We start from the raw sequence: 22590 nt of genomic DNA, 5'->3' as shown, positions 1-22590 counted from the left end.
ATACTATTATGAATATACCTTGTATCTTAATACCGGTGCTAGTGGGATTAATCTGTGGAATCTTGGGTTACTTACTAGGAAAAATGAATTCAAAAGGAGACGATTCTCTTGCATTGTCACTACAAGCTGATTTAGATGCCTGTAAAGCAAATACCAAAAATTTGAATGCTAAAATTTCGTCATTAGAAGCCGATTTAGCATCAAAAGCATCTATTGCCGCCCCTACACAATCATTTACTGCTGCTGCAGCTCCTGCATTTTTATTTGATGCGGCATTGGCTACAACAGTTTATGGCAAAAAAATAAAAGAAAATGATTTGAAAATTGTAGAAGGAATCGGACCAAAAATTGAGGCTTTATTTAATGCAACAGGAATAACAACATGGAGAGAGCTCTCTGAAACTTCAACTGAAAAATTACAATCTATTCTGGATGCCGGCGGCGAAAATTACGCCATTCACAATCCGAGTACCTGGGCAAAACAAGCTTTATTGGCTTATCAGGGCAAATGGCAGGAACTTAAAGACTGGCAACAAGGATTGCTTGGAGGGAAAGAGTAAAAGATAGGTTCAAAGGTACAGAGTTGCAAAGGTTCAAAGGCTTTTCTACTCTGTGCCTTTTATTTGATACCTCTTTACTCTTTACTCTTTACTCTTTACTTCATGCTTTTAAACCTCTGAACCTTTGTCGCTCTGCACCTTTGCACCTTCTAAAAAAAAGATTCCCATTTTTTAGAAGTATTGTACCATAACTGTCCTTGCGAAACTTCTAGCGGACAATCGATATTGTTGGTATAAAGTGCACCGGTTCCTAAACCCTGTGGCATTTTTGAGTTTTGAATAAAGGTCCATTGCGAAATGGCATTAAGGCCAATATTGCTTTCTAATGCTGATGTAATCCACCAGCCAATATTGTATTTATTAGCTAAATCAATCCATTCTTTAGTACCTCTAAAACCTCCCACAAAACTTGGTTTCAGGATAATGTATTGTGGCTTTATTTCTTGTATTAATTTTTCTTTTTCTGGTAATGAAAAAACACCTATTAGTTCTTCGTCTAATGCAATAGGAAAAGGAGTGGTCTTACACAAATCAGCCATTGCTTTGACGTTTCCTTTTTTAATGGGCTGCTCAATACTATGAAGCTGAAATTGATTCAATTGATTAAGTTTATCTAAAGCTTTATTTAAGGCAAATGCGCCATTGGCATCCACGCGAATTTCTATCTGTTCTGCTGAAAAATGACTTCGGATAAAGTGTATTAATTCTAACTCTTTCTCAAAATCGATAGCGCCAATTTTGAGTTTGATGCAATTAAAACCATCGGCTAATTTCTCTTCGATTTGTTGTTTCATATACGAAGCTTCTCCCATCCAAACCAAGCCGTTTATATTAATTGATTTAGAATTATTGGTGAAATCAGAAGGGAATAATACATATGGATTTTCGCTTTTAAGCGATAAAAAAGCCATTTCGATCCCAAATTGAATCGACGGAAATTCTAATAAAGCGTCCCATAAAGCGTTTTCTCCTAAATGAATATTCTGGCAAGTCCAGTTTAGTTTTTCTTCGTAATCATCCCTGTCGTCGGCACTTAAACCGCGTAAAATTCCGCACTCGCCTATTCCTTTTTTGCCGTTTTCTTCAAGAATAATAAACCAGGTTTCTTTTTCGGTCATAACGCCTCTGGAAGTTCCGGAAGGACGTTTAAACTCCAGCATGTATTTTTGGTAAGTTGCTTTCAAAATATCGTTTTTTTTATGCCACAGATTGCCCAGATTAAAATGATTTTTAAAACATTAAATGTTTTTGTTTTGTTTAAAATAATTATGTTTTTTAGTTTTCTTAATCTGTGTGATCAGTGGCAACACTTTTTATTAATTGTATAATTTCAAAACTCTTTCAAAGTCTTTTGATGGTAATCCTGCTTTTTCGAAAACTATAAAATCCTGTTTTGTTTTTTCTTTCCAGCTTAAACTCTCTGTAACGTTTTGAGTCTGGTATTTTTTATAAATGGCTTTTGCTTCGCTGTAATCATCGCTTACCAGATAAACGTGGGCCAGATTTAATTTCACCAATAATTCTGTATCGTCTAATTTTTCACCTTCTTTCAGGAATTTAATCGCTTTTGCATATTGTTTGGTCAAAATATAGCAATAACCAATAGAACCATAATCAATTGCGGTTGCTTTTCCGTCATTGATGATGGTATTTAGTTTTTGAATCGCTTCGTTGTATTTTTGCAGTTTTATTAGAGTTGAAGCCTGAGTTCTTAAATCGCTATAAACGTTTTTAGAAATATCGGCATCTTTATAACAGCTGTTTCCGAAGTCTTTATATACTTTGTTTTTCTCGATTGGCAATAATTTCTGAAACTCGGTATAGCGATATTGTTTCATTATTTTTTCGAGAATACAAACGCAAAAATCATCCGAATTGGCCATTTTTTGAGCCATTGTCGAAGTTTTACAAAGGCTGATAATTTCGTTTTTGTTGTCCTGATTCCAACCACGATTTAGTTTTGAATCGACCCATGGCACAACTTCAAGTACTATTTTTTGATTTAAAAGCCAGTTTTTACTATGAAAACCAAACCAGAGTGTACTTATATTTTGCCCCAAACATGAAGATTTATCAAGTGATAATCGTTTAGCATCTTTGCTTAAAGGTTCTTCCTGAGCGTAACAGGCTTTATCTGTTTTACCATTGGAAATGTATTTTTTTGCATTTTCGTTTGAAGTAAAAAGTGCGTAAGAACAAGTATCGTCACCAGAAATTTTAGACATTAAAAAAACGGCTCCGGCAGAACCCTGAGAAATTCCGGTTGGATCGGGAATAGATTTTAAAACGGAAACTAAACTATTCGTCATTTCCTGATTTTCATCTAATAGTGTGATTCTATAAACGATTTCTGTTGTTCCAACAGGTAAATCTTCTGTTTTTAGCACAATTCGGTCTCGTGCTGAAACTATGATTTCTTTTGTTGTAGCGCGTTCCTTGTCCCAATAGCCATCTTTTTGAGCGAATGTGTTATAGGAAACTGCAATTAAAATGAATAAAATTATTTTTTTTACATTCATGTTACGATTTTTTAAAATCTTTTATTTAATTCGCCTTTAATATTTTTTCTGTAAATCTCACCCAGTCATATTCAGGGATACTTTTGTCAAGATAATAATCCGGCTGAATTCCTTTACCATCAATTTGCATGCCCGGAATTCTGAAACTTTTTGATAACGAATATCCTAACTTTAAATCTTTGCAAGGAGAATCGACAAAGTGCATATTTGAAATATCCAAAATACCTTCTGTCGTTGTACCAAAAAGTTTGACTTTTTTACTTTGTTTTGCTTGTAATAAAAACTCTTCGGTGGTACTTGCATTATTTTCGTTTATAATAATCCCAATATTTTTTGGATTGGTATAAACGATATTTAACTTACTTTCCTGAACTATCGCATCTTCTAAACTAACAAATTTACCTAAATTAGAATTTAATTTCTCTAATCCTTTTCTTGCCCATTCTTTCTCTTCAACAGACCAATCAGGATTTGCTATGAATTCCTCCATTCTTTTATTATTCTGAACTGTAGATAAGTATTCTGTACCAATGATTCTAATTGGATTTGTGTATAAATAGGGGATTATTTCCTGAAAACTGGCATCAGATCCGCCGCCGTTATTTCTTACATCAATTATTAAGTTTTCTTTTGACAGGATTAATTGTTTATTGGCGGCTAATATACTATCAATAACTTTTTTGTTAGAATAATCGAATGAAGGTATTCGCAGTAAAATGGTTTGACTTGAGATTTCTTTAAGAAATGGATTTTGAGTCGTTACTGATTCAACATAGTTCGTTATTTCGGGATTACTTTCCTGATATGCAGGAAATTTTCTTTGTAATGAGACAAAACCCATCTTTAGAAAATTATTTCCAATAAGTTTAACTTCATTAATTTTTTGACTAGAATAATCACCTAAAAAGAATACTGCGCTGTAGGTTTTGTCAGGGTTTTCTTTTATTTTGAATTTTACCTGATACTGCTTCCATTTACTTTTTTTTGCTTCTAAAATATAACCAATATATTCATTGTTTCTTTTTGCAACTCCAATAGTATATGGAGCCGAAACCCAAATACCTTCAAAGCCCGGTTGTGAAATATTTGATAGATTTTTTTTTAATTGATCTTCATTTATTTCCAGTTTTTCCCATTCTTTTTCAGGAGTTGTATTAGTTTCAGAAACTGATTTCTTTGCAAAATCCTGATTTACCGATAAAGATAAATGTCCGGGTCTAAAGAATAACATCCAGTCAAAAAGGACATCTCTGCAAGTATTTAGGTCTTTTATTTTTTTTGCTTTTTGGCTAAAAAGGACATTGTGATTTTGATATGCGGCTGGTCCTTTTTTATCAATTACAAATTGAAAACCTGCATCGTTTTCTTCAAAATTTTTCTTTAACCAGTTAAAATTATCCTGACAAGAGCATTTTTGGGCAAATGTGCTACATGAAATTATAAGGAAAAGAAAAACAGACAGTTTTTTAAAATTCATTTTTTTAAGTTTGATTGTTCGATAGGATTTGATGATGATGATTGTTATAGTATTTCCCGAATCCTCTTTTCGGCTTCTTCTTTTGTAATTCCTTTATAAAAATCTTTTACAAAAGGATGATCGAAATCATCATGAGGAAAAATTTCGGGTCGATTATTCCCGGTTTTAGTAACTACTGTTGTTGGAATGCTATTTGAAAATTCATATTGTGGAATATAATTGGAAAGCCATCCAAAATAGTGTGTTTCATGATTTTCGTTATCGAAGTTTTCGAGATAGTCATTAAAACTTGTTTCGCTTAATGAAACCCAGAAACCGTATTCGAGATCTTCGCAATGGTTGTTTACTTTTTGAATCAAAACGACTCTTGCAAACCGGTCTATATGATCATCTGAATGTTTAATTACGCAAAAATCTTCATCGATAACAGCCATTTCTTCTTTTTCCTGAGGTGAAAGATTGTGGTAACTATTTGGTGCATTGTAGGTTATTGCCGGCCAGCTTTCGTGTTCTTTGCCGCAACAATCGCAAATAAATGTAATGGTGTCGTTCATATAAATTTCTTATGAATACTAAAACCCTGGCCCCGATAGAGGCGGTATCCTTTTTTGAGAAGATGAAAAATCTTCTCAAAAAAGATATAGCCGAAAGAGGGAAATAGCTTCTTAATAAATTCCAATATTTTAAATTTCAAATTCCAAATCTGATCTTGAAAATTTAAGATTTGATAAATTCTAAAAAAACTACAAACCAGTTTCCTATAAATTATAATTCGATTGATTCTCCGATTTCAAGAAGCATTAAGTCTTTTCCTTTATCGAAAAATTTACGAATTGATTCTTCGTGATTGATTTCGATATAACCAAAAGTATCAAAATGGTAACCAAGGATTTTATCGCATTCGATGAAATCTGAAGCAATAATGGCGTCTTCAACATCCATCGTAAAATTGTTTCCGATGGGAAGAATGGCTAAATCTAATTTTGTACGTAACGGAATCAGTTTCATGTCGTATGTAAGCGCTGTGTCTCCGGCAATGTAAATGTTTTTGTGCTCGCTTTCGATCACGAAACCTCCGGGATTTCCGCCGTAACTTCCGTCAGGGAAAGAACTTGAGTGTATTGCGTTTACGTATCTTACTTTTCCGAAATCGAATTGCCAGCTTCCGCCGTGATTCATTGGGTGCGCTTTAAACTCTCTTTGAGCGTAATAACTTGTAATTTCTGCATTTGAAACGATCGTAGCATTGGTGCGCTTTGCAATAGCTTCGACGTCAAGAACATGATCGCCATGTGCGTGCGTTAGCAAGATGTAATCTGCTTGTAAGGTATTGATATCTATACCTGCGGCTTTTGGATTTCCGGTAATAAAAGGATCAACAATAATGTATTTTCCGCCAACTTGAATACCTAATGAAGCGTGTCCGTAATATGTGATTTTCATTTTGTTTAAATTTTAAAGTTGAACTTTGTTTTATCTTCCGCCTAAGAAAAGGTTCACAATAATGTCTGAAATCAAGGATATCATACATACTGTTAATAATATTGAAAGTAAAAATGTACTCAGTGCCAGTGTTTTTAATTCCGGATCTAAAAGCTTAGGGTTTTGGTTTTTATAAACCGTAATTAAATGTTTAGTTAAAGGTATGTAAGCCAATAAAAACAAATATTGATCGAAATTATAGTCGCTTAAAATCGCAAAAAGAACCACTGCAACCATAGCGGTAATGATAAGTGTAAAGTGATAAACTTTAGCTTTTGCCCCGCCCATTTGAACTACGATGGTGTTTTTTCCTGATTTTCGGTCAGATTCTTCATCACGCATGTTGTTTAGGTTTAGAACTCCTACACTTAATAAACCAATTGCGACTGCAGGAAGTATTAAAAGCGGATCGATTTCTTTAGAATACAAAAAGTTAACGCCTAAGGTACTTACCAAGCCAAAGAATATAAAAACAAAAACGTCTCCAAATCCTTTGTATCCATAAGCCGAATTACCTACAGTATAACGAATTGCAGAAATAATTGCAGCTACACCAAGCAATAAGAAAAAGATTGAATAAACGAAATTGGTTTCGCCAAAAGCAAAATAAATTAAGGTAATAGCAGATAATAAAGTCAATACAGAAGTTATTATGATTGCTTTTTTCATGGCCTCAGGTGTGATAATACCACTCTGAATAGCGCGTTTTGGGCCTACTCTGTCTTCATTATCAGTACCTTTTACACCGTCTCCGTAATCATTTGCAAAATTGGATAAAACCTGTAAACCTAATGTTGTTAAGAGTGCAAAACCAAAAATTTTCCAACTGAATACTTCTGTTGGGGTGTCGATCGTTGATGTTGGATTTGAAAGCGCATAGATACTTCCAACTATAATTCCGGAAACTGATAAAGGCAATGTGCGCAATCTTGCGGCTTCAATCCAATGTTTCATTTATTTTTAATTTTAGATTTTAGAATTTAGATTTTAGATTGTTGGATTCTTTTATTTTAAAAATCTAAAATCTGTAATCTAAATAAATATTATTTTTCTACTCTAGAGTTGAGATGTCAGTTTCAGATTTAAAAAATCTAAAATCTGCAATCTAAAATATTAAGGAAGCCATTTGTTTTCGCCAAAGTTTGGTTTTCTTTTTTCTAAGAATGCATTTCTTCCTTCTTTAGCTTCTTCGGTCATGTAAGCTAAACGAGTGGCTTCGCCGGCAAATACTTGTTGGCCAACCATTCCGTCGTCTGTAAGGTTCATGGCGAATTTTAGCATTTTGATAGAAGTTGGAGATTTTTGAAGAATTTCCTGAGCCCACTGGTAAGCGGTGTCTTCTAACTCATCGTGAGGAATTACGGCATTTACCATTCCCATATCCATCGCTTCCTGAGCGGAATAGTTTCTTCCTAAAAAGAAAATTTCACGTGCTTTTTTCTGACCTACCATTTTAGCCAGGTATGCTGATCCGTAACCACCATCAAAACTAGTTACATCGGCATCTGTTTGTTTAAAAATAGCGTGTTCTTTACTTGCCAATGTCATATCGCAAACTACGTGTAAACTGTGTCCGCCGCCAACTGCCCAGCCTGGAACAACTGCGATAACTACTTTTGGCATAAAACGAATTAAACGCTGTACTTCGAGAATATTCAAACGATGTTGACCATCTTCGCCTACGTATCCTTGGTGTCCACGGGCATTTTGATCTCCTCCGCTACAAAAAGAATATACGCCATCTTTGGTCGATGGTCCTTCTGCAGAAAGTAAAACCACTCCTATCGAAGTATCTTCTTGTGCGTCGTAAAAAGCCTGGTATAATTCTGAAGTTGTTTTAGGACGAAAAGCATTTCTAACATTCGGTCTGTTGAATGCAATTCTTGCAACTCCGTTACATTTTTTATAAGTTATATCTTCAAATTCTCTGGCAGTGATCCAATCCATTTCTATTTGTTTTATTTTTAATAATTATAGCGTAAAAATAAAGCATTTTTACATTTTTACCTACTCAATTTGCGTTAAGTCTGTACGAAAATTACTTTCAATGTTAACAATTGCTGCTCAGAGGCAAAAAATAACATTTTTTAACATTAGTTTCAAAAAATAATAAGTAATTTTACACCCTAGAAATCAATGAGATACATTTTATTTCATTGATTTGGGATTGATTTTCTTTCACTGATTTATTAACCTAAAAAATGATTTTTTTGAGAAAATTTAAAAAATTTGTCGCTCATTTTTTTACGGTTTTTAATAGTAAACCCTTAAATGATGAGCAAATGATTTACTCATTTATTGAAACTTCGAAAAGGAGATAGTAACACCTAAGGTTAAATGCTAGAATTGTTTAGTAATTAGTATAAAATTGATTACGAAAAGAGGAAAAAATGCTAACTGAAACTTTCTATACGTTATTTTATAAAACCAATGGATTAGCCGTGAAATTGACGTTTCGCTCTTAATATGAATGTATAAGTTATTTAAAGACATACCGTTTCAAGAAGTAATTTCTAAAATTTTTAAAGCTGTTATTTCTTGAAGGATTCAAATTATTTTATTTCTGTTTTTTTTTAATTACAATTTTTTTTAAAACTAGAATAAAAAGGGAAAGGCTACTTGTAATGAGTAGCCTTTCCTGTTTTAATAATTTAAAATTCAAAAAAACAAATTCCAAATTCCAACTCGACGTCGAGTGTTGTTGAGATTTAGGATTTTAAATTCCCAAGGTTGAAACCTAATAGTGTAAGGAACTTGTTCTTAAACTTTGACAAAGGTTTTTTACTTATAAACTTGTGAGACATTGCCTGTGGTTTCAACCACGGGGTGCAATATTATCAAGCCTCGTATTGTGTCCTCGTGGTTGAAATCACGGGCTATGGTGGGGATAAATTTCAATAAAAAATTCCAAATTCCAATAACTATGTTTCATATTGGAATTTGGAATTTAAAAATATTGGAATTTTAAAATTATTCTTTTACAAGATAAATCCCGTCTTCTTTAATTTCGATAAGTTTGTCTTTGTATAAAGCACCAATTGCTTTTTTGAAAGTCTTTTTACTCATTTTTAATACTGTTTTGATGTCTTCAGGGTGTGAAGCATCGTTTAGACGTAAAAAACCACGATTGGCTCTCAATTCATCTAATATTTTCTCTGCATTTGGCTCAATACTCTGATAACCTTGTACTTGCAGGGCAACATCTATTTTGTTATCAGGACGGATATTTTTGATAAATCCGGTCAGTCTGTCTCCGGTTCTAATCGCATCATCGTACACTTCATCTTTGTACAACAATCCTTTATGCTGCTCGTTGATGATCACGTTGATTCCTAGTTCAGTGATATGTGAAACGATTAAATCAACTTCTTCACCTTTTTCAACCGTTAGGTTTTCATTGCTTAAAAATTGGTTCAATTTACTTGAAGCTACCAAACGATTGGTTTTTTCATCCATATAAAGGTAAACTAAGTAACGTTTTCCTTTTTCCATCGGACGAGCTTGTTCTTTAAACGGAACCAGAATGTCTTTTTCCATTCCCCAATCCATAAAAGCACCTACCTGATTGGTGTAATTCACTCTTAAAAGTGAAAACTCATTCAGTAATATATAAGGTTCAAGTGTTGTGGCAACAGGGCGTTGTTCGTGGTCTAAATAAACAAATACGATAAGCTCCTCGCCTATTTCAAATTCGTTGGGAACGTATTTGTTGGGTAATAATATATCGTGAATTCCTTCGGGATCTTCTTGAGGATTTCCTAAAAATAAACCAACTTTGGTATCACGTAGTATAGTAAGGGTATTGTATTTTCCTATTTCAATCATATTCTTGAGATTCTAAGCTAAAAAGCAGCTGAGTTTTTAAAGTGCAAATGTACGAAGTTTGAAAATGGTACAACGAAAAATGTTTTAGATAAAAATCCGGTAAAAACATCTTTTTAGAGTTTCTCTTTTTTTTAATTAAATTTGAGGATCTAAATTAATCCCAAATCAATGAAAAAGACTCTTTTTTATTCTGTTTTTACTTTTCTGTTTTTTACTCAAATTACCTTTTCCCAAGTGGCTGAAGATACGGAAATAAAAAAAATGATCACCGAAATTAAAGCCGAAAACCTTGAAGCTACTGTTCGTAAATTAGTTTCTTTCGGGACACGACACACCTTAAGCGATACTAAAAGTAAGACGAAAGGAATTGGTGCCGCACAGCAATGGGTAAAATCTGAATTTGATAAATATGCCTTGGAATCTAACGGAAGATTAACTTCTGTGATTGATTATTTCACGGTTAAAGCAGACGGAAAACGTATCAACAAAGACAGTCAGCTTGGCAATGTGATGGCGACTTTAAAAGGAACTGACCCCAATGATAATCGTGTGCTTATTATAAGCGGACATCTTGATTCGAGAGTTTCTGATGTTATGAATATAAAATCTGATGCTCCGGGCGCAAATGATGATGCTTCGGGAGTTGCAGCTGTAATGGAGCTAGCTAAAGTAATGAGTAAAAGATCTTTTCCTGCAACTATTATTTTTGTGGCTGTAGTGGGCGAAGAACAAGGACTTGTTGGTGCCCGTCATCTTGCTGAAACGGCAAAAGAATCTAACTGGAATATCATGGCAATGCTAAATAATGATATGATTGGCAATAGTTTATCGAGCGGAACTAAGTTAAGAGACAATACACAAATCAGGGTTTTTAGTGAGACTATTCCGTTTCTTGAAACCGAAGAAGAAGCTAAAATGCGAAAAGCTACAAGCCGCGACAATGACAGTCCGTCAAGATTGCTGGCACGTTACATAAAAACGGTTACAGAGCAATACGTAGATCAATTGACGGTGAAACTGGTCTATAGAAACGATCGTTTTTTACGTGGCGGAGATCATACTCCCTTTAGCCAAAATGGATTTACAGCAGTTCGCTTTTGCGAAATGAATGAGAATTTTGATCATCAACATCAGGATTTAAGAACTGAAAATGGTATTAAATATGGTGATTTGGTTGAATTTATGGATTTTGATTATTTAAGAAAAAACACTTGTTCTAATTTAGCTACTCTGGCCAATTTAGCTTGGTCGCCAAAAGCACCAACCAATGCAGGCATCGAAGTTAAAAATCTTTCTAATTCATCTACTTTTTCATGGAATGCTCCGGAAGGGAAAACACCATACGGTTATCAAATTTTAATGAGAGAAACATCATCTTCTCATTGGGAAAAAACTTTTTTTGTAAAAGATACAAAAGCTGAAATCCCTTATTCTAAAGACAATTATTTTTTTGCCGTACAAGCTGTAGATGAATTAGGACATGCCAGTTTACCTGTTTTTCCGGTTCCAATTCGTTAAAATATATAATATAAAAAGCGCTAATTTGGTATTTCTTAGATGACAATTAAAAACAAGTAGGTTTTTTCCTTCTTGTTTAGTTTCTTTGTGTAAATTTTTAATGTTATGGGAATATGTCTTAGGATAAAGGGGGTAGTGAATATTGAGTATGAAATAGGAACAGCTGATTTTTTTCACTGTTTTTTTTCTACTATTTGCTACCATTTAGAAAATAAAAAATGGGGTAGCAAATATCCTGTTACAATGAATAATTTATATGAAGGTAAATTCAAGTGCCAGTATATCAGTATTGCAATAAATGAATTAAATAGTATAAAAGGATGAATTTTAAAAAAATTCACCACGAGATATCATTTGGGATATTAGTAATTTAAGTCTTACTCCTCCATGGGGAAACAATATCTCTTCAGAAATCATAAATCTATCTAATTATTTTGTCACTAGTGACGGTAGAGATTTGTTTAAAGTTTTGCATTTGGCACTCCAGGATTCAAAAGTGAGATTTATTTGTAAACACTTTCTTTTTTAAAATGCAATGTCAATAAATAAATAATACGCAACTGCTCTGTATTTGTGTTTATTCAGCTATGGCTTTGTCTAAGGCCGCGCTATCAGCTAATCCTAATTTTTTATCAGGAAATTATTTTTTACAGTGTCCAACTCAGATTGTTGAGTTCCGGCAACCGCAGAGGCATCTGCATTATAAATAGAAGGTCCGCAACCAATAGTTACTTTAGTAAGCAAATCCATATTAGGCGTTACTCCACATTTTTTCTTTTAGATCTTCTGCATACTTTTTAATTAATTCTTCTCTTGCGCTCATAATAAAAATTTAAAATTGATTAGATTTACAAAAATTAAAGATTTACCTTACATTTAATAGTGTTTTAACTTTATTTTATTTACAATGCTAAACCAGCTCTTTAAAGTATTGTTTTAAAATAACATTATTCTCTAATGTTGGCGTAAATACTTCCAGAATTCCGGCAGCATTATTATTACTGTAAAGGTTTTTTATTCCCTCTTGAAGAGATGCTACATCGTTGGCAGTAAAATAATTAAGCTTATACATCTTTGCTAAATGTTCTGCGGTAAGATTATGCGAAGTTTCGAAATAAGTATTAAAAACAGGCTTTTCTTCATGTCCTGGTAGAATTCGAAATATTCCTCCTCCTCCATTATTAATTAAAATAATCTTGAAGTTTTTAGGGATATAAGAATTCCATAAAGCGTTGCTGTCGTATAAAAAACCAATGTCTCCGGTAATAAATACGGTTTGCTTATCGCTTCTTCCTACCGCCGCTCCTATTGCTGTTGATGTGCTTCCGTCAATACCGCTTGTTCCCCGGTTGCAATAAACTTCGATCGAAGGATCAATTTCGATTAACTGTGCATAACGAATCGCTGAACTATTGCTTATTTGCAGCTGAGTGTTTTTAGGAAGTGATTCTATTACTTTTTCGAATACTTTAAAATCAGAGAATGTGATTTTACGCAAATATTCTTGTTTTCTGATTTTTCTTAAATCGTAAATTTTATCAATTTTTGAGAAATATTTACTCGAAACAAATGCTGTTTTTGGAAGCAGTTCTTTGAAAAAATCTTCTGGTTCCATTACAAAATGTTTGCTTAAAGCATTAAACGTATCATAAGCACGTAAAGTATCTATATGCCAGTGATGTGCAGGTTTATATTTTCGTAAAAAAGCTTTAATACGTTTTGAAACAATCATACCGCCAAAGGTGATTAAAACTTCCGGTTCTAATTCTTTAAAATCAGAATCGTCAAAAGGTGTAATTAAGCTGTCTATGCTATTTATAAAACTTGGTTCATGCAAATTTGATGTTGTCTCGGTAAGCACTACAATTGAAGGATCTTTGGCGAAATTTTCGAGAATTTCTTTACTAACAGAATTGGCTTCGTTTATTCCTCCAATAAGAATTAATTTTCTTTTTGAAGTATTCCAGACAGAAACTATATCATCAATATTTTCGATAATTTTTGTTCCGAGAATCTCCTCTGAATGGGTAATCTTTGGTTCAACAGAAAGTTCTGAAACCGTTTCGTATAAAGGTTCTTCGAATGGTGCATTGATATGAACCGGTCCTTTTTGAAGAATGGCTGCTTCGATTGCTTTATTGATTTTTAAATCATTTTCTACAGAAGCTTCTTCTGTTAAATTGGCATTGAAAACGGAGTGATTCTGAAAAACATTTTCCTGACGAATGGTTTGGCCATCGCCAATATCAATCTTGCTTTGCGGGCGATCTGCAGAGATCACGATTAACGGAATCTGGCTGTAAAATGCTTCGGCCACAGCCGGATAATAATTCAATAAAGCCGATCCTGAAGTACAAACAATTGCAATTGGCTGTTTGGTTTGCTGTGCGATTCCTAATGCGAAAAAAGCAGCGCAGCGTTCATCAGCAATGCTGTAACAATTAAAATTAGGATTTTGTGCAAACCCTATCGTTAAAGGTGCGTTTCTTGATCCCGGAGAAATTATAATATTGGTGATTCCTTTTGCTAAACAAATTTCGATAATGCTTTGAGCAAGCGCTATTTTGGGGTAAATCATTATTATGTGTATTATTTTGTAAAAAGAATCTAAAAGTCTAAGATTTCTTTTTGATAACACAAAGTTACAAACTTCGCATTGGATTTAACTTATAAATAGGAAGATATTAAGGGCTGTTTTTAGAAAAAGGAGATATATTTGTAAATCAGATTTTTTAATAAAAATAAACTTTCTATGCGTTTCTTCTCTATTTTATTTCTTTGCGTATCCCTACAAGTCCTACATTCTCAAAATCAGTTTGTTCCGGATGACACACCGTATAAAACAGTCTTAGAAAATGCCAAAACACAGGGTAAACCTCTTTTTGTAATGCTTTACGCTGATTGGTGCCCACATTGTAATCAAATGAAAAAAGAAGTTTTTAGTGATCCTGCGGTTATGGATTTTTTAAAGAAAAACTATGTGTGCGTTTGGAAAAATGTCGAAAAAGAAGAAGGTATTGCTCTAAAAGATAAGTACAACACCAAATCACTGCCTACTTTCTTATTTATAGATCCTGCCAATGAAACGCTTTTGTATGCTTTGAAAGGAGAATCGAAAAAGGCAGATTTTATGACCGAAGCCAATTATGCTTTGAATCCCAGAATGCAATTGCCTTATTTAGAAAAGCAATTTCTTGATGACCCGAGCAATTCTACTAAGTTTTTTGCCTATTTGAATACACTGAAAAAAGGAAAAGACAGAACCGATTTATCGATCCCCACACATATTTATCTCAATACACAATCTGATGCGCAATTGGTTAGTGAATTAAATTGGCGTGTTATTGCGAATGGTGTAACGGATATTAAATCAAGAGAATTTCAGTATGTTTTAAATCATCAGAAAGATTTTGCTACTGTGGCTTCTCAAAACCGTGTTGATCGCAAAATAGAAAGTATCGTAAATGAATTGCTGCGTCCGTATGTTGATGGCCTGGACACTATAAACTATTATAAACAAAGAGAAATTGCAAAATCGATCCGATTACAAAAAACGGATTCTATTGTGTTTAAATTCGATTTGACTCTGGCAGAAAGAACTGAAAAATGGCAGCAATACAAAAAAGTGACGCTTGACGATACTCAGAAAATAGTTTGGAATGATGCGAGTTTCCTTAAAGAGATTGGTCAGACGTATTTAAAGCATATTTCTGATACCGAGAGTTTGAAAAAATCCATTACCTGGGTAAAACGTTCTCTGGAATTAAACGATTCATATGATGGAAATTTCCTTATCGCCCGACTTTACAACAAAATAAAAGACAAAAAAATGGCTATGAAATACGCTAAAGATGCCAAGGAAATTGGTGCCGAAATGGGTTGGGGCACTAAGGAAGTAGATGATTTATTAGTGGAACTCAGCAAAAAGTAGACGTTAAATTCCAAAAATAATAAAATTCCAAATTCCAGTCTAAAATGCTTTGGGGAAAGTCCTGAATAATTTGGACGAATTAAAACTTAAAACAAACAACAATTAAAATAAACACGAATTTGCGAATTGATATTTATAATTAAGAATAAATTAATTCTTGAATTCGGGGCAAAAAAACTACCAATAAAAAACCATGGACGTAATACTTAGACCAGCCACAACCAACGATTTAGAAAAAATTCTTGAGATTGTAAACCATTCTATTTTGCATACTACTGCAAATTATAATTATGAAATTCAAACTATAGATATTCAGACAAAATGGTTTGAAGATAAAACAGCTAAAAACCTACCTATTGTCGTTGCTGAATTAGCGGGCGAAGTTGTCGGTTTTGGAAGTTACGGGCAATTCCGTGAGAAAATCGGATATCAATATACAGTAGAACACTCCGTTTATGTAGTTGATAATATTATAGGTAAAGGGATTGGATCTAAATTATTACTTGAATTGATTCGTGTGGCCAAAGAACAAGGTTATCACGTAATGATTGGTGCAATCGATGCTGATAATGCGGGAAGTATTGCCTTTCATGAAAGATTTGGTTTTGTAGCAACGGGAACGATTCGTGAAGTAGGTTATAAATTTGATCATTGGCTTGATTTGGTTTTTATGCAGCTTATATTGAAGTAGGTAAAAATGACCCACAGATGAAACGGATTCGCTAGCGCGAAAACGCTGATTGACGCGGATTTTTTCTGTTTTTTGATAATGGTTTACTGGAATGCTTTTTTTTACCTCAAAGCACGCTAAGAATTACGCAAAGTTCGCTATGAAAAACATTGTCATTCTTTGAGTTCGCAAAGCTGGACGTTAATATTTTTTGTCGTTTCGAACTTAATAATTTAATTTATAAGGAACTAATTTTAATCTACAACTATTGAATACAGACTATCAAATACAAAAAGGCTATCTTAAAGTTAGTGAAATTCATGAGATTTATTATGAAGTTTGCGGTGTTGATGATGGCGAAACTTATTTGTTTGTTCATGGTGGTCCCGGCGCGGGATTTTCTGAGCAGGATAAACGCTTTTTTGATTTTAAAAAACATAGGGTTGTCTTTTTTGATCAAAGAGGAGCGTCTAAAAGCAAACCTTTTGGGAGCATAGAAGAAAATACAACCCAGAATTTGGTCGACGATATTAAAACCCTTCTCTCCTATCTCAAAATCAAAAAGGTAAATATTTTTGGTGGTTCCTGGGGCACAACTTTAAGTCTTGTATTTGCGATACAAAATCCCGAAAAAGTAAAAAGTCTTTTGTTAAGAGGTGTATTTCTTGGGGATAAACGGTCTATAGATCATTACGTAAATGGTGGCGTACAGAATGAATTCCCTAAGGAATGGGATCGTTTTAAAGCGAATGTTCCTTTAGATTCAAACCTTACGATTCCGGCTTATTATCTGGGTCAAATGTTGAATGGAACTCCTCAAAACAAAAAGTTCTTTTGCTATGAATGGGTGCTTTATGAAATCTCTATATTTAAGAAAGGAATTGCCGAAAATGAAATCGATGCTATTATAAATGAATTTCCGTTTGAGTCTTTAGCAATTATGGAGGCGCATTATTTAAGTAATAATTGTTTTATAGAGGAGAATTATATTTTAGATCATATAAAAATTTTGGATGATATTCCGGCGACTATTATTCACGGAAAGTACGATGCCATTTGTCCTGTTGAATATGCCGAAAAACTACACCATAAACTTAAAAGGTCTACTTTATATATTGAAAATTGCGGGCATTCTGATTCAGAACCCGGAATTGAGCAGACAATTATTGAGGTGTTGAATCAATAGGTTATTTTTATAAGTAAAATTACTTTTTTTACCACAGAGGGCACGAAGTTTTGCACAGAGTTGGGAAAGGGGTTTTACTATGTAAAAAAATTAGATCTCAGAGGGTCAATCACGATTTTTATAATAAAAATAAATAAAATCCGCGTCAATGGGCGTTTTCGCTTTAGCAAATCCGTTTCATCAGCGTACAAAAGTTAGCATAAATTAAAACAAAAAAAATCCACAAACTTGAATATTCAAATTTGTGGATTTTTTGGTAAAGATAGTTATGATTAACTTTTTATCCAGTTGATTACTTCAGGATCTGTCGGTAATGTTCTTGGTTTAATAACTTTTACCAATTCGCCTTTTTCGTTGATTAGGTATTTCTGAAAATTCCATTCAACTTCTGAATCCTGTAAACCGTTTTTAGATTTTTGAGTCAGGAATTTGTACACTTCGCACATATCGTCTCCTTTTACAGAAACTTTGTCCATCATTGGGAAAGTTACTCCATAATTTTGTTGGCAAAACGTTTCGATTTCTTTGTTTGTACCAGGTTCCTGCGAAGCAAAATTATTAGCCGGGAAACCTACAATTACAAAACCTTTGTCTTTGTATTCTTTGTAGATGGCTTCAAGATCTTTGTACTGAGGTGTTAATCCGCATTTTGAAGCGGTATTTACAATCATTACTTTTTTTCCTTTAAGGGATGCAAAATCAAAAGTATCTCCTGATAAATCCTGTACTTTAAATTGGTAAATGTTTTCTTTTGCCATGGCTTTATCTGTTTTAGATATTTTGTTTTTACTTGTCTGAGCCTGAACTTGTGAACTCAACAATAAGATTAAGCTACAAGCTATAAATGCTATTTTTTTCATCGATTAATTTTTTTATAAAATTAGTTAAAAACTGTTTTCGGATAATGTTTTGCCTGCTTTATTTTTATTAAACATAAGTTAAATAAAAAATTGAAGCCTAGCGTTAATCAGACGCTAGGCTTCCCCCCATACAAACAAATCAAACCATGAATTTAATTGTAATCTATTATTCTGTTAGTTAAAATTATAGTTGATGCTTCGGTTATAGTGAAAATTATATTTAGAATCATATAACCTTATTTTTAAATATTATCTTATTTCTGGCGTTTATATCTTAATTTATCGTTTATGAATGTAAATTGGCATTTAGTTTTCTATTCTAATTTTCGATTTGGAAGTCCGAAGACATCAACTATGCAATGCTATATTTAAATCTGAATCAGATTTTGTTTTTCTCTTAAATTTTTATTTGACAATTCACTTCTGAACTTTTACAGTTCTTTTTAAAATCACTTTTACTTAAACTGGTCAATGCCAAAACCGTTGTTAAACCCACAATTAAAATTTTTAAATTGTATATCTTCGTCATGACATTTTTTATTATTGAGATTTACTTTACACTTAAATGTTTAACAATTGTTAAATTTCAATTTATCATCTCCTGCAAAAACAGCTTTTATATTCTTCTTTTGAAGCTCTTTTCTTTCTTCTGCTATTTTCAGCATTATTGTTTGATGTTATAATAGCATTTACGTAATTGGTTTGCTTTTGGTTTTAAAAAAATGAAAAAAAAGTGATATTTTTTTTCAAACCCTTATTTTACTAGGTTTCGGACTGTTAAAAAAAAATAAAATTTCACAAAAAAATAAATTATCTTTATCTCAATCTATAAAAATGTATACTAAAATTTTGTTTAAGCTTAAAAACCTAAATCTATGAGTCAAGATGAATTGCTTGTTTTAATTTACAAAAAAGACGAAAGAGCTTTTACCCATTTGTACGATATGTATTCGAAAAGTTTGTTTTCGGTCATCAACGTTCTGATTAAAAATCGTGAGGAAGCCGAAGATGTTTTGCAGGAAGTTTTTGTCAAAATCTGGAAAAATATTGATACTTATAATGAGAGTAAAGGCCGATTTTACACCTGGATCCTTAATATTGCAAGGAATACATCGATTGACAAATTGAGATCTAAAAATTTTAATAACAGCCAAAAAAACCTTTCTTCAGATAATTTCGTAAATCTGTTAGACGACAGTAATAAACTAATGAACAGAATTGATACAATTGGAATTCAGGAATTTGTAAAAAAACTAAAACCAAAATGTATTGAAATCATTGATTTATTATTTTTTAAAGGATATACCCAACAAGAAGCTTCAGAAGAATTGGCATTGCCACTGGGAACTATCAAAACGCAAAACAGAAATTGTATTAACGACCTACGTAATTATTTAAAAATATAATGGAAGCACAAGAATATATAGACTCAGGAATTCTCGAATTGTATGTTTACGGTTTATTGACCGAAACTGAAAATCTGGAAATAGCCGAAATGGCAAAGAAGAATCCCGAAATGGATCAGGAAATTATTGCAATAGAAAAAGCTATTGTGGCTTTATCATCAAGTTTTTCTCCTTTTCATTCGGTAGCTAATTTTGAAAAGATAAAGGCCCGTTTAGAACTGAAACATGGCAAAGTAGTCGATATGAAACCGGCATCGACCTGGTCTCAATATGTGGGCTGGGCTGCAGCGGTACTATTACTACTAGGTCTTGGATATCAAACTCTGGAACTGACCAAAACAAAAGAAGCTATTTCTACTGTTGGAACTGAAAAAGAAAAAATACAAAGAGAATATGCTTTCTTAGATCAGCAAAATAAAGAAACAGAGAAAAACTTAACTATCGTAAGGGATATTAAAAATACTGGTGTAACACTTGGCGGACAAGCGGTTTCTCCTAATTCATTTGCAAAAGTTTACTGGAATAAGCAAACAAAAACCACTTATATTGATGCTGCCGGTTTACCAACTCCTCCAAAAGGAATGGTATATCAGGTTTGGTCTTTAAAATTGAGCCCGGTACTTACACCAACAAGTATTGGTTTACTGGATAATTTTGAAGGAAACAGTCAAAAAATCTTTGCTGTAAGCCAGACAGATTCTGCAGAAGCATTTGGAATTACACTTGAGCCTGCCGGCGGAAGTTTAACGCCTACAATGACACAATTGTATACTTTAGGAAAAGTTTAAAAATAAAGTTAGCATAAAACTCAGAACGCATATTAATTTATTTTAATGTGCGTTTTTTTTATTATTTTTAATTCGAATAACTCTCTATTAACCAAGTCACTAAAACCATGAACGGAACTTTACTTTTACGAATTGCAGTTGCTATTATTCTCCTCACCCATTCTGTTTTTGGTATCTTCGACAACGGAATTAATGATTTTGGAAATTTGTATTTAAACCAAATCGGGTTTGCTCCTTTTGGAGTTTTTATCGCCTGGTCTATCAAATTGTCGCATATCATAGCTGCTGTTCTTTTGGTTTTAAATAAGTATATCAAACTTGCGGGCTATGTAACGATTTTTGTGCTCATCATGGGAATTATTCTCGTTCATTTTCAGGAGGGTTGGTTTGTTGTTGGCGGCGGCCGAAATGGTGTCGAGTATAACTTTTTACTCATTATAGTTTTATTGGTCATTATGTATCCTGATGGATGCAAGAAAGTATAAATTGAATTGATTATTAATTATAAACATAACCTATGATGCCTGCTGATAATCGCTATAGTTCTTTCAATCAAGTTATCTTACTGTTTTTTCTTCTTATCTCAACATTTGCTTTTGCACAGGAACCGCACAGTTATATAAATGATTATGATTATTTAAATAAAAATACCAAAGGAGTAAAAAAAATAACGGTCAAAGAAAATGATACAATTCAGGAGCAGCATTATTTTAATAACAAGGGACTTATTTATTTTTTCTTAAAAAACAGACTAAATCACGTCGGCTACTTTAAGTACGACAAAAAAAACAGACTTATTAAAAAAATAAATGCATACGCTATTCAGGGCTTTAGTTGCAAAGAAATAAAATATTCAGATAAATCAACACAACTTTTTTCGTATTTAACTGAAGACGAAAAAGAACGTCAATTAGAAAATGATAAATATCTGGAAAATAAATCAAAAGGAATAGAATATACAATTGTTGGCCAAGATACTATTAGCATTGATGATGCCTATTCGGTAGTGACATCCGACGAGGAATACTATAAATACAAAAACGAAATTGAAGGAATTAAAGATACAACTGCATTGCTTAATGCTCAAAGTTTAAAAAAATTAATTGACCAACCAAAATATCTGGATTTTTCGATTGAATACGATAGTAAGCTTCGTCCTTTAAATGAAAATTTTTTTGACTCCAGAAATAATGTTACTTCAGTACATACTTTTTCCTACTTACCTGGTAAAATAATAAATAAGTACAAAACTGACATGATTGGAATGGGAGAAATAATTAAAACGTTTGATGAACACAAAAATGTTATTAGCGAAAAAGAAGGAAGTAAAAATTTAAAGTATAAATATAAAGACCAGCATTGTATTGAAAAAAGTGAATTTAAAAATGATACACTTTTGAATACAATAACATACAATTACGACAACAATCTTTTATCAGAACGGATATATCGAAATTTAGAAGATGGAAATGTCTATTTTTTTAATTATAAATATAATAGCAAAAATTTAATCACTGAAATAATATTTCGTTCTCAACAGTTTCAACGTGTTTATAAATACGAATATGAATATTATAAATAAAGATTAAAATACGAAATACAATGGAAATAACCTGTAAAAACTGTCAGCAACATTATGCCGGAAATTACTGCAATAATTGCGGCCAGCCAGCGGATACTCATAAAATAAACGCACATTATTTATGGCATGATATTCAGCACAGTTTATTGCATTTTGATGCAGGGATTCCTTATTCTATAAAACAACTTTTTACAAGGCCCGGACATTCTATTAGGGAATTTATCGAAGGAAAACGCGTCAGACATTTCAAACCCTTGTCTTTGGTGACGGTTTTGGCTGCATTTTATGGTTTTTTATACCATTATTATCGCCTTAATTTATTTAAGGTTAATGAAGCTGATTTAAATCTAAATGATTTTAATGAATGGAATGCTACGCACTTTGCCTGGACAACCATTGCTACTATACCTTTGTATACTATTGGAACCTATGTTGTTTTTAGAAAACAGGGCTATAATTTTTTTGAACTTTTTGTCCTCAATACATTCAAAGCTTCACAAAGGTTATTTGCTCAAATTTTAATATTTCCATTATTACTGTATTTTAACGGAACGCCTCATATGCAAGAGATTTTAAATTTAATGTATATAATAGGTGTCCTATTAATTTTCTGGACCAATATCCAGTTCTTTAATAAAATATCAAAAACAAAAGCATTCGTGCTGTCTATAGTAAGTCATGTTGTTTTTCTAGTTTGTTTTTTAATAGTAATGACTATTGTGCTTGTGATGACGGGAAGACTTTCATTATAAATCCTCTAAAAAGAAAATAATAAACTATTTTCTT

Annotated in this window: 20 protein-coding genes and 1 pseudogene; 10 read left to right on the top strand and 11 right to left on the bottom strand. The window is 32.8% G+C overall.

Annotation, left to right across the window (positions count from 1 at the left end):
- The first annotated feature begins 8 nt into the window (after window positions 1-8).
- A complete protein-coding gene (locus tag IRZ78_RS20100; RefSeq protein WP_194618222.1) occupies window positions 9-560 on the top strand; it encodes a hypothetical protein in 552 nt (183 codons plus the stop codon).
- A 149-nt stretch (window positions 561-709) separates the two neighbouring features.
- Here the strand turns inward: IRZ78_RS20100 and IRZ78_RS20095 are convergent, their stop codons facing one another.
- From IRZ78_RS20095 to IRZ78_RS20060, 8 genes are all read right to left on the bottom strand, one after another.
- A complete protein-coding gene (locus tag IRZ78_RS20095) occupies window positions 710-1744 on the bottom strand; it encodes an o-succinylbenzoate synthase (protein WP_194618221.1) in 1035 nt (344 codons plus the stop codon).
- Between the two features lie 132 nt (window positions 1745-1876).
- Window positions 1877-3079, bottom strand: coding sequence for a tetratricopeptide repeat protein (locus IRZ78_RS20090; protein WP_194618220.1), 1203 nt, complete (start codon window positions 3077-3079; stop codon window positions 1877-1879).
- Between the two features lie 25 nt (window positions 3080-3104).
- Window positions 3105-4556 (bottom strand): S41 family peptidase, encoded by a 1452-nt coding sequence (locus IRZ78_RS20085; protein ID WP_194618219.1) that lies wholly within the window; start codon window positions 4554-4556, stop codon window positions 3105-3107.
- Between the two features lie 44 nt (window positions 4557-4600).
- Window positions 4601-5110: a DUF2199 domain-containing protein gene (locus IRZ78_RS20080; protein WP_194618218.1), complete on the bottom strand. Its 510-nt coding sequence runs from the start codon at window positions 5108-5110 to the stop codon at window positions 4601-4603.
- 211 nt (window positions 5111-5321) lie between these two features.
- The gene (locus IRZ78_RS20075) at window positions 5322-5999 is read right to left on the bottom strand and encodes a metal-dependent hydrolase (protein WP_194618217.1); all 678 of its coding nucleotides are present in this window, start codon (window positions 5997-5999) and stop codon (window positions 5322-5324) included.
- 30 nt (window positions 6000-6029) lie between these two features.
- Window positions 6030-6992: a 1,4-dihydroxy-2-naphthoate octaprenyltransferase gene (gene menA, locus IRZ78_RS20070; protein WP_194618216.1), complete on the bottom strand. Its 963-nt coding sequence runs from the start codon at window positions 6990-6992 to the stop codon at window positions 6030-6032.
- A gap of 159 nt (window positions 6993-7151) precedes the next feature.
- Window positions 7152-7985 (bottom strand): 1,4-dihydroxy-2-naphthoyl-CoA synthase, encoded by an 834-nt coding sequence (locus tag IRZ78_RS20065; RefSeq protein WP_035625114.1) that lies wholly within the window; start codon window positions 7983-7985, stop codon window positions 7152-7154.
- A 1023-nt stretch (window positions 7986-9008) separates the two neighbouring features.
- Window positions 9009-9863 carry a S1-like domain-containing RNA-binding protein gene (locus tag IRZ78_RS20060; RefSeq protein WP_194618215.1) on the bottom strand — a complete coding sequence of 285 codons (855 nt, stop codon included), beginning with the start codon at window positions 9861-9863 and terminating at the stop codon, window positions 9009-9011.
- 168 nt (window positions 9864-10031) lie between these two features.
- Between IRZ78_RS20060 and IRZ78_RS20055 the strand changes: the two genes are divergently transcribed.
- The gene (locus IRZ78_RS20055; RefSeq protein WP_194618214.1) at window positions 10032-11381 is read left to right on the top strand and encodes a M28 family metallopeptidase; all 1350 of its coding nucleotides are present in this window, start codon (window positions 10032-10034) and stop codon (window positions 11379-11381) included.
- Between the two features lie 503 nt (window positions 11382-11884).
- Here IRZ78_RS20055 and IRZ78_RS20045 read toward each other — a convergent pair.
- Both IRZ78_RS20045 and menD read right to left on the bottom strand, forming a co-directional pair.
- Window positions 11885-12204: pseudogene (locus IRZ78_RS20045) on the bottom strand (DUF2853 family protein).
- Window positions 12205-12291: 87 nt separating this feature from the next.
- Window positions 12292-13959: a 2-succinyl-5-enolpyruvyl-6-hydroxy-3-cyclohexene-1-carboxylic-acid synthase gene (gene menD, locus IRZ78_RS20040; protein ID WP_194618213.1), complete on the bottom strand. Its 1668-nt coding sequence runs from the start codon at window positions 13957-13959 to the stop codon at window positions 12292-12294.
- Between the two features lie 174 nt (window positions 13960-14133).
- Between menD and IRZ78_RS20035 the strand changes: the two genes are divergently transcribed.
- The 3 genes from IRZ78_RS20035 (at window position 14134) to pip (ending at window position 17168) form a co-directional block, all read left to right on the top strand.
- On the top strand, window positions 14134-15312 hold the full coding sequence (locus IRZ78_RS20035; RefSeq protein ID WP_194618212.1) for a thioredoxin family protein: 1179 nt from the start codon (window positions 14134-14136) through the stop codon (window positions 15310-15312).
- A 193-nt stretch (window positions 15313-15505) separates the two neighbouring features.
- On the top strand, window positions 15506-16003 hold the full coding sequence (locus tag IRZ78_RS20030; protein ID WP_194618211.1) for a GNAT family N-acetyltransferase: 498 nt from the start codon (window positions 15506-15508) through the stop codon (window positions 16001-16003).
- 247 nt (window positions 16004-16250) lie between these two features.
- Window positions 16251-17168 (top strand): prolyl aminopeptidase, encoded by a 918-nt coding sequence (gene pip, locus IRZ78_RS20025; RefSeq protein WP_194618210.1) that lies wholly within the window; start codon window positions 16251-16253, stop codon window positions 17166-17168.
- A 272-nt stretch (window positions 17169-17440) separates the two neighbouring features.
- Here pip and IRZ78_RS20020 read toward each other — a convergent pair whose 3' ends face one another.
- Window positions 17441-18028, bottom strand: a complete 588-nt coding sequence (locus tag IRZ78_RS20020) for a glutathione peroxidase (protein ID WP_194618209.1) — start codon at window positions 18026-18028, stop codon at window positions 17441-17443.
- Between the two features lie 875 nt (window positions 18029-18903).
- On the opposite strand from IRZ78_RS20020, the gene IRZ78_RS20015 reads away from it, so the two are divergent.
- The 5 genes from IRZ78_RS20015 (at window position 18904) to IRZ78_RS19995 (ending at window position 22556) form a co-directional block, all read left to right on the top strand.
- Complete coding sequence (locus IRZ78_RS20015) at window positions 18904-19434, top strand: RNA polymerase sigma factor (protein WP_194618208.1); 531 nt, start codon at window positions 18904-18906, stop codon at window positions 19432-19434.
- Window positions 19434-20222 (top strand): anti-sigma factor, encoded by a 789-nt coding sequence (locus IRZ78_RS20010; protein ID WP_194618207.1) that lies wholly within the window; start codon window positions 19434-19436, stop codon window positions 20220-20222. The genes IRZ78_RS20015 and IRZ78_RS20010 overlap by 1 nt, the downstream gene beginning before the upstream one ends.
- Window positions 20223-20329: 107 nt before the next feature.
- Window positions 20330-20707: a DoxX family membrane protein gene (locus tag IRZ78_RS20005; RefSeq protein WP_194618206.1), complete on the top strand. Its 378-nt coding sequence runs from the start codon at window positions 20330-20332 to the stop codon at window positions 20705-20707.
- Between the two features lie 32 nt (window positions 20708-20739).
- On the top strand, window positions 20740-21804 hold the full coding sequence (locus IRZ78_RS20000) for a hypothetical protein (RefSeq protein WP_194618205.1): 1065 nt from the start codon (window positions 20740-20742) through the stop codon (window positions 21802-21804).
- 20 nt (window positions 21805-21824) lie between these two features.
- The gene (locus tag IRZ78_RS19995; RefSeq protein WP_194618204.1) at window positions 21825-22556 is read left to right on the top strand and encodes a DUF3667 domain-containing protein; all 732 of its coding nucleotides are present in this window, start codon (window positions 21825-21827) and stop codon (window positions 22554-22556) included.
- Window positions 22557-22590: the final 34 nt, after the last annotated feature.

Source organism: Flavobacterium sp. CSZ (assembly GCF_015350725.1).
Classification (GTDB): Bacteria; Bacteroidota; Bacteroidia; order Flavobacteriales; family Flavobacteriaceae; genus Flavobacterium.
The sequence above is the reverse complement of the archived record's forward strand: the minus strand, read 5'-3'. Positions and strand labels throughout refer to the sequence as shown.

Bases quoted from the DNA above. Each gene is read 5' to 3' on its own strand.
- IRZ78_RS20010 (WP_194618207.1), top strand. From the start codon at position 19,434: ATGGAAGCACAAGAATATATAGACTCAGGAATTCTCGAATTGTATGTT.
- IRZ78_RS20005 (WP_194618206.1), top strand. From the start codon at position 20,330: ATGAACGGAACTTTACTTTTACGAATTGCAGTTGCTATTATTCTCCTC.
- IRZ78_RS20075 (WP_194618217.1), bottom strand. From the start codon at position 5,999: ATGAAAATCACATATTACGGACACGCTTCATTAGGTATTCAAGTTGGC.
- IRZ78_RS20060 (WP_194618215.1), bottom strand. From the start codon at position 9,863: ATGATTGAAATAGGAAAATACAATACCCTTACTATACTACGTGATACC.
- IRZ78_RS20065 (WP_035625114.1), bottom strand. From the start codon at position 7,985: ATGGATTGGATCACTGCCAGAGAATTTGAAGATATAACTTATAAAAAA.
- IRZ78_RS20100 (WP_194618222.1), top strand. From the start codon at position 9: ATGAATATACCTTGTATCTTAATACCGGTGCTAGTGGGATTAATCTGT.
- IRZ78_RS20020 (WP_194618209.1), bottom strand. From the start codon at position 18,028: ATGAAAAAAATAGCATTTATAGCTTGTAGCTTAATCTTATTGTTGAGT.
- IRZ78_RS20000 (WP_194618205.1), top strand. From the start codon at position 20,740: ATGATGCCTGCTGATAATCGCTATAGTTCTTTCAATCAAGTTATCTTA.
- menD (WP_194618213.1), bottom strand. From the start codon at position 13,959: ATGATTTACCCCAAAATAGCGCTTGCTCAAAGCATTATCGAAATTTGT.
- IRZ78_RS20085 (WP_194618219.1), bottom strand. From the start codon at position 4,556: ATGAATTTTAAAAAACTGTCTGTTTTTCTTTTCCTTATAATTTCATGT.
- menA (WP_194618216.1), bottom strand. From the start codon at position 6,992: ATGAAACATTGGATTGAAGCCGCAAGATTGCGCACATTGCCTTTATCA.
- IRZ78_RS19995 (WP_194618204.1), top strand. From the start codon at position 21,825: ATGGAAATAACCTGTAAAAACTGTCAGCAACATTATGCCGGAAATTAC.
- IRZ78_RS20090 (WP_194618220.1), bottom strand. From the start codon at position 3,079: ATGAATGTAAAAAAAATAATTTTATTCATTTTAATTGCAGTTTCCTAT.
- IRZ78_RS20055 (WP_194618214.1), top strand. From the start codon at position 10,032: ATGAAAAAGACTCTTTTTTATTCTGTTTTTACTTTTCTGTTTTTTACT.
- IRZ78_RS20015 (WP_194618208.1), top strand. From the start codon at position 18,904: ATGAGTCAAGATGAATTGCTTGTTTTAATTTACAAAAAAGACGAAAGA.
- IRZ78_RS20035 (WP_194618212.1), top strand. From the start codon at position 14,134: ATGCGTTTCTTCTCTATTTTATTTCTTTGCGTATCCCTACAAGTCCTA.
- IRZ78_RS20030 (WP_194618211.1), top strand. From the start codon at position 15,506: ATGGACGTAATACTTAGACCAGCCACAACCAACGATTTAGAAAAAATT.
- IRZ78_RS20080 (WP_194618218.1), bottom strand. From the start codon at position 5,110: ATGAACGACACCATTACATTTATTTGCGATTGTTGCGGCAAAGAACAC.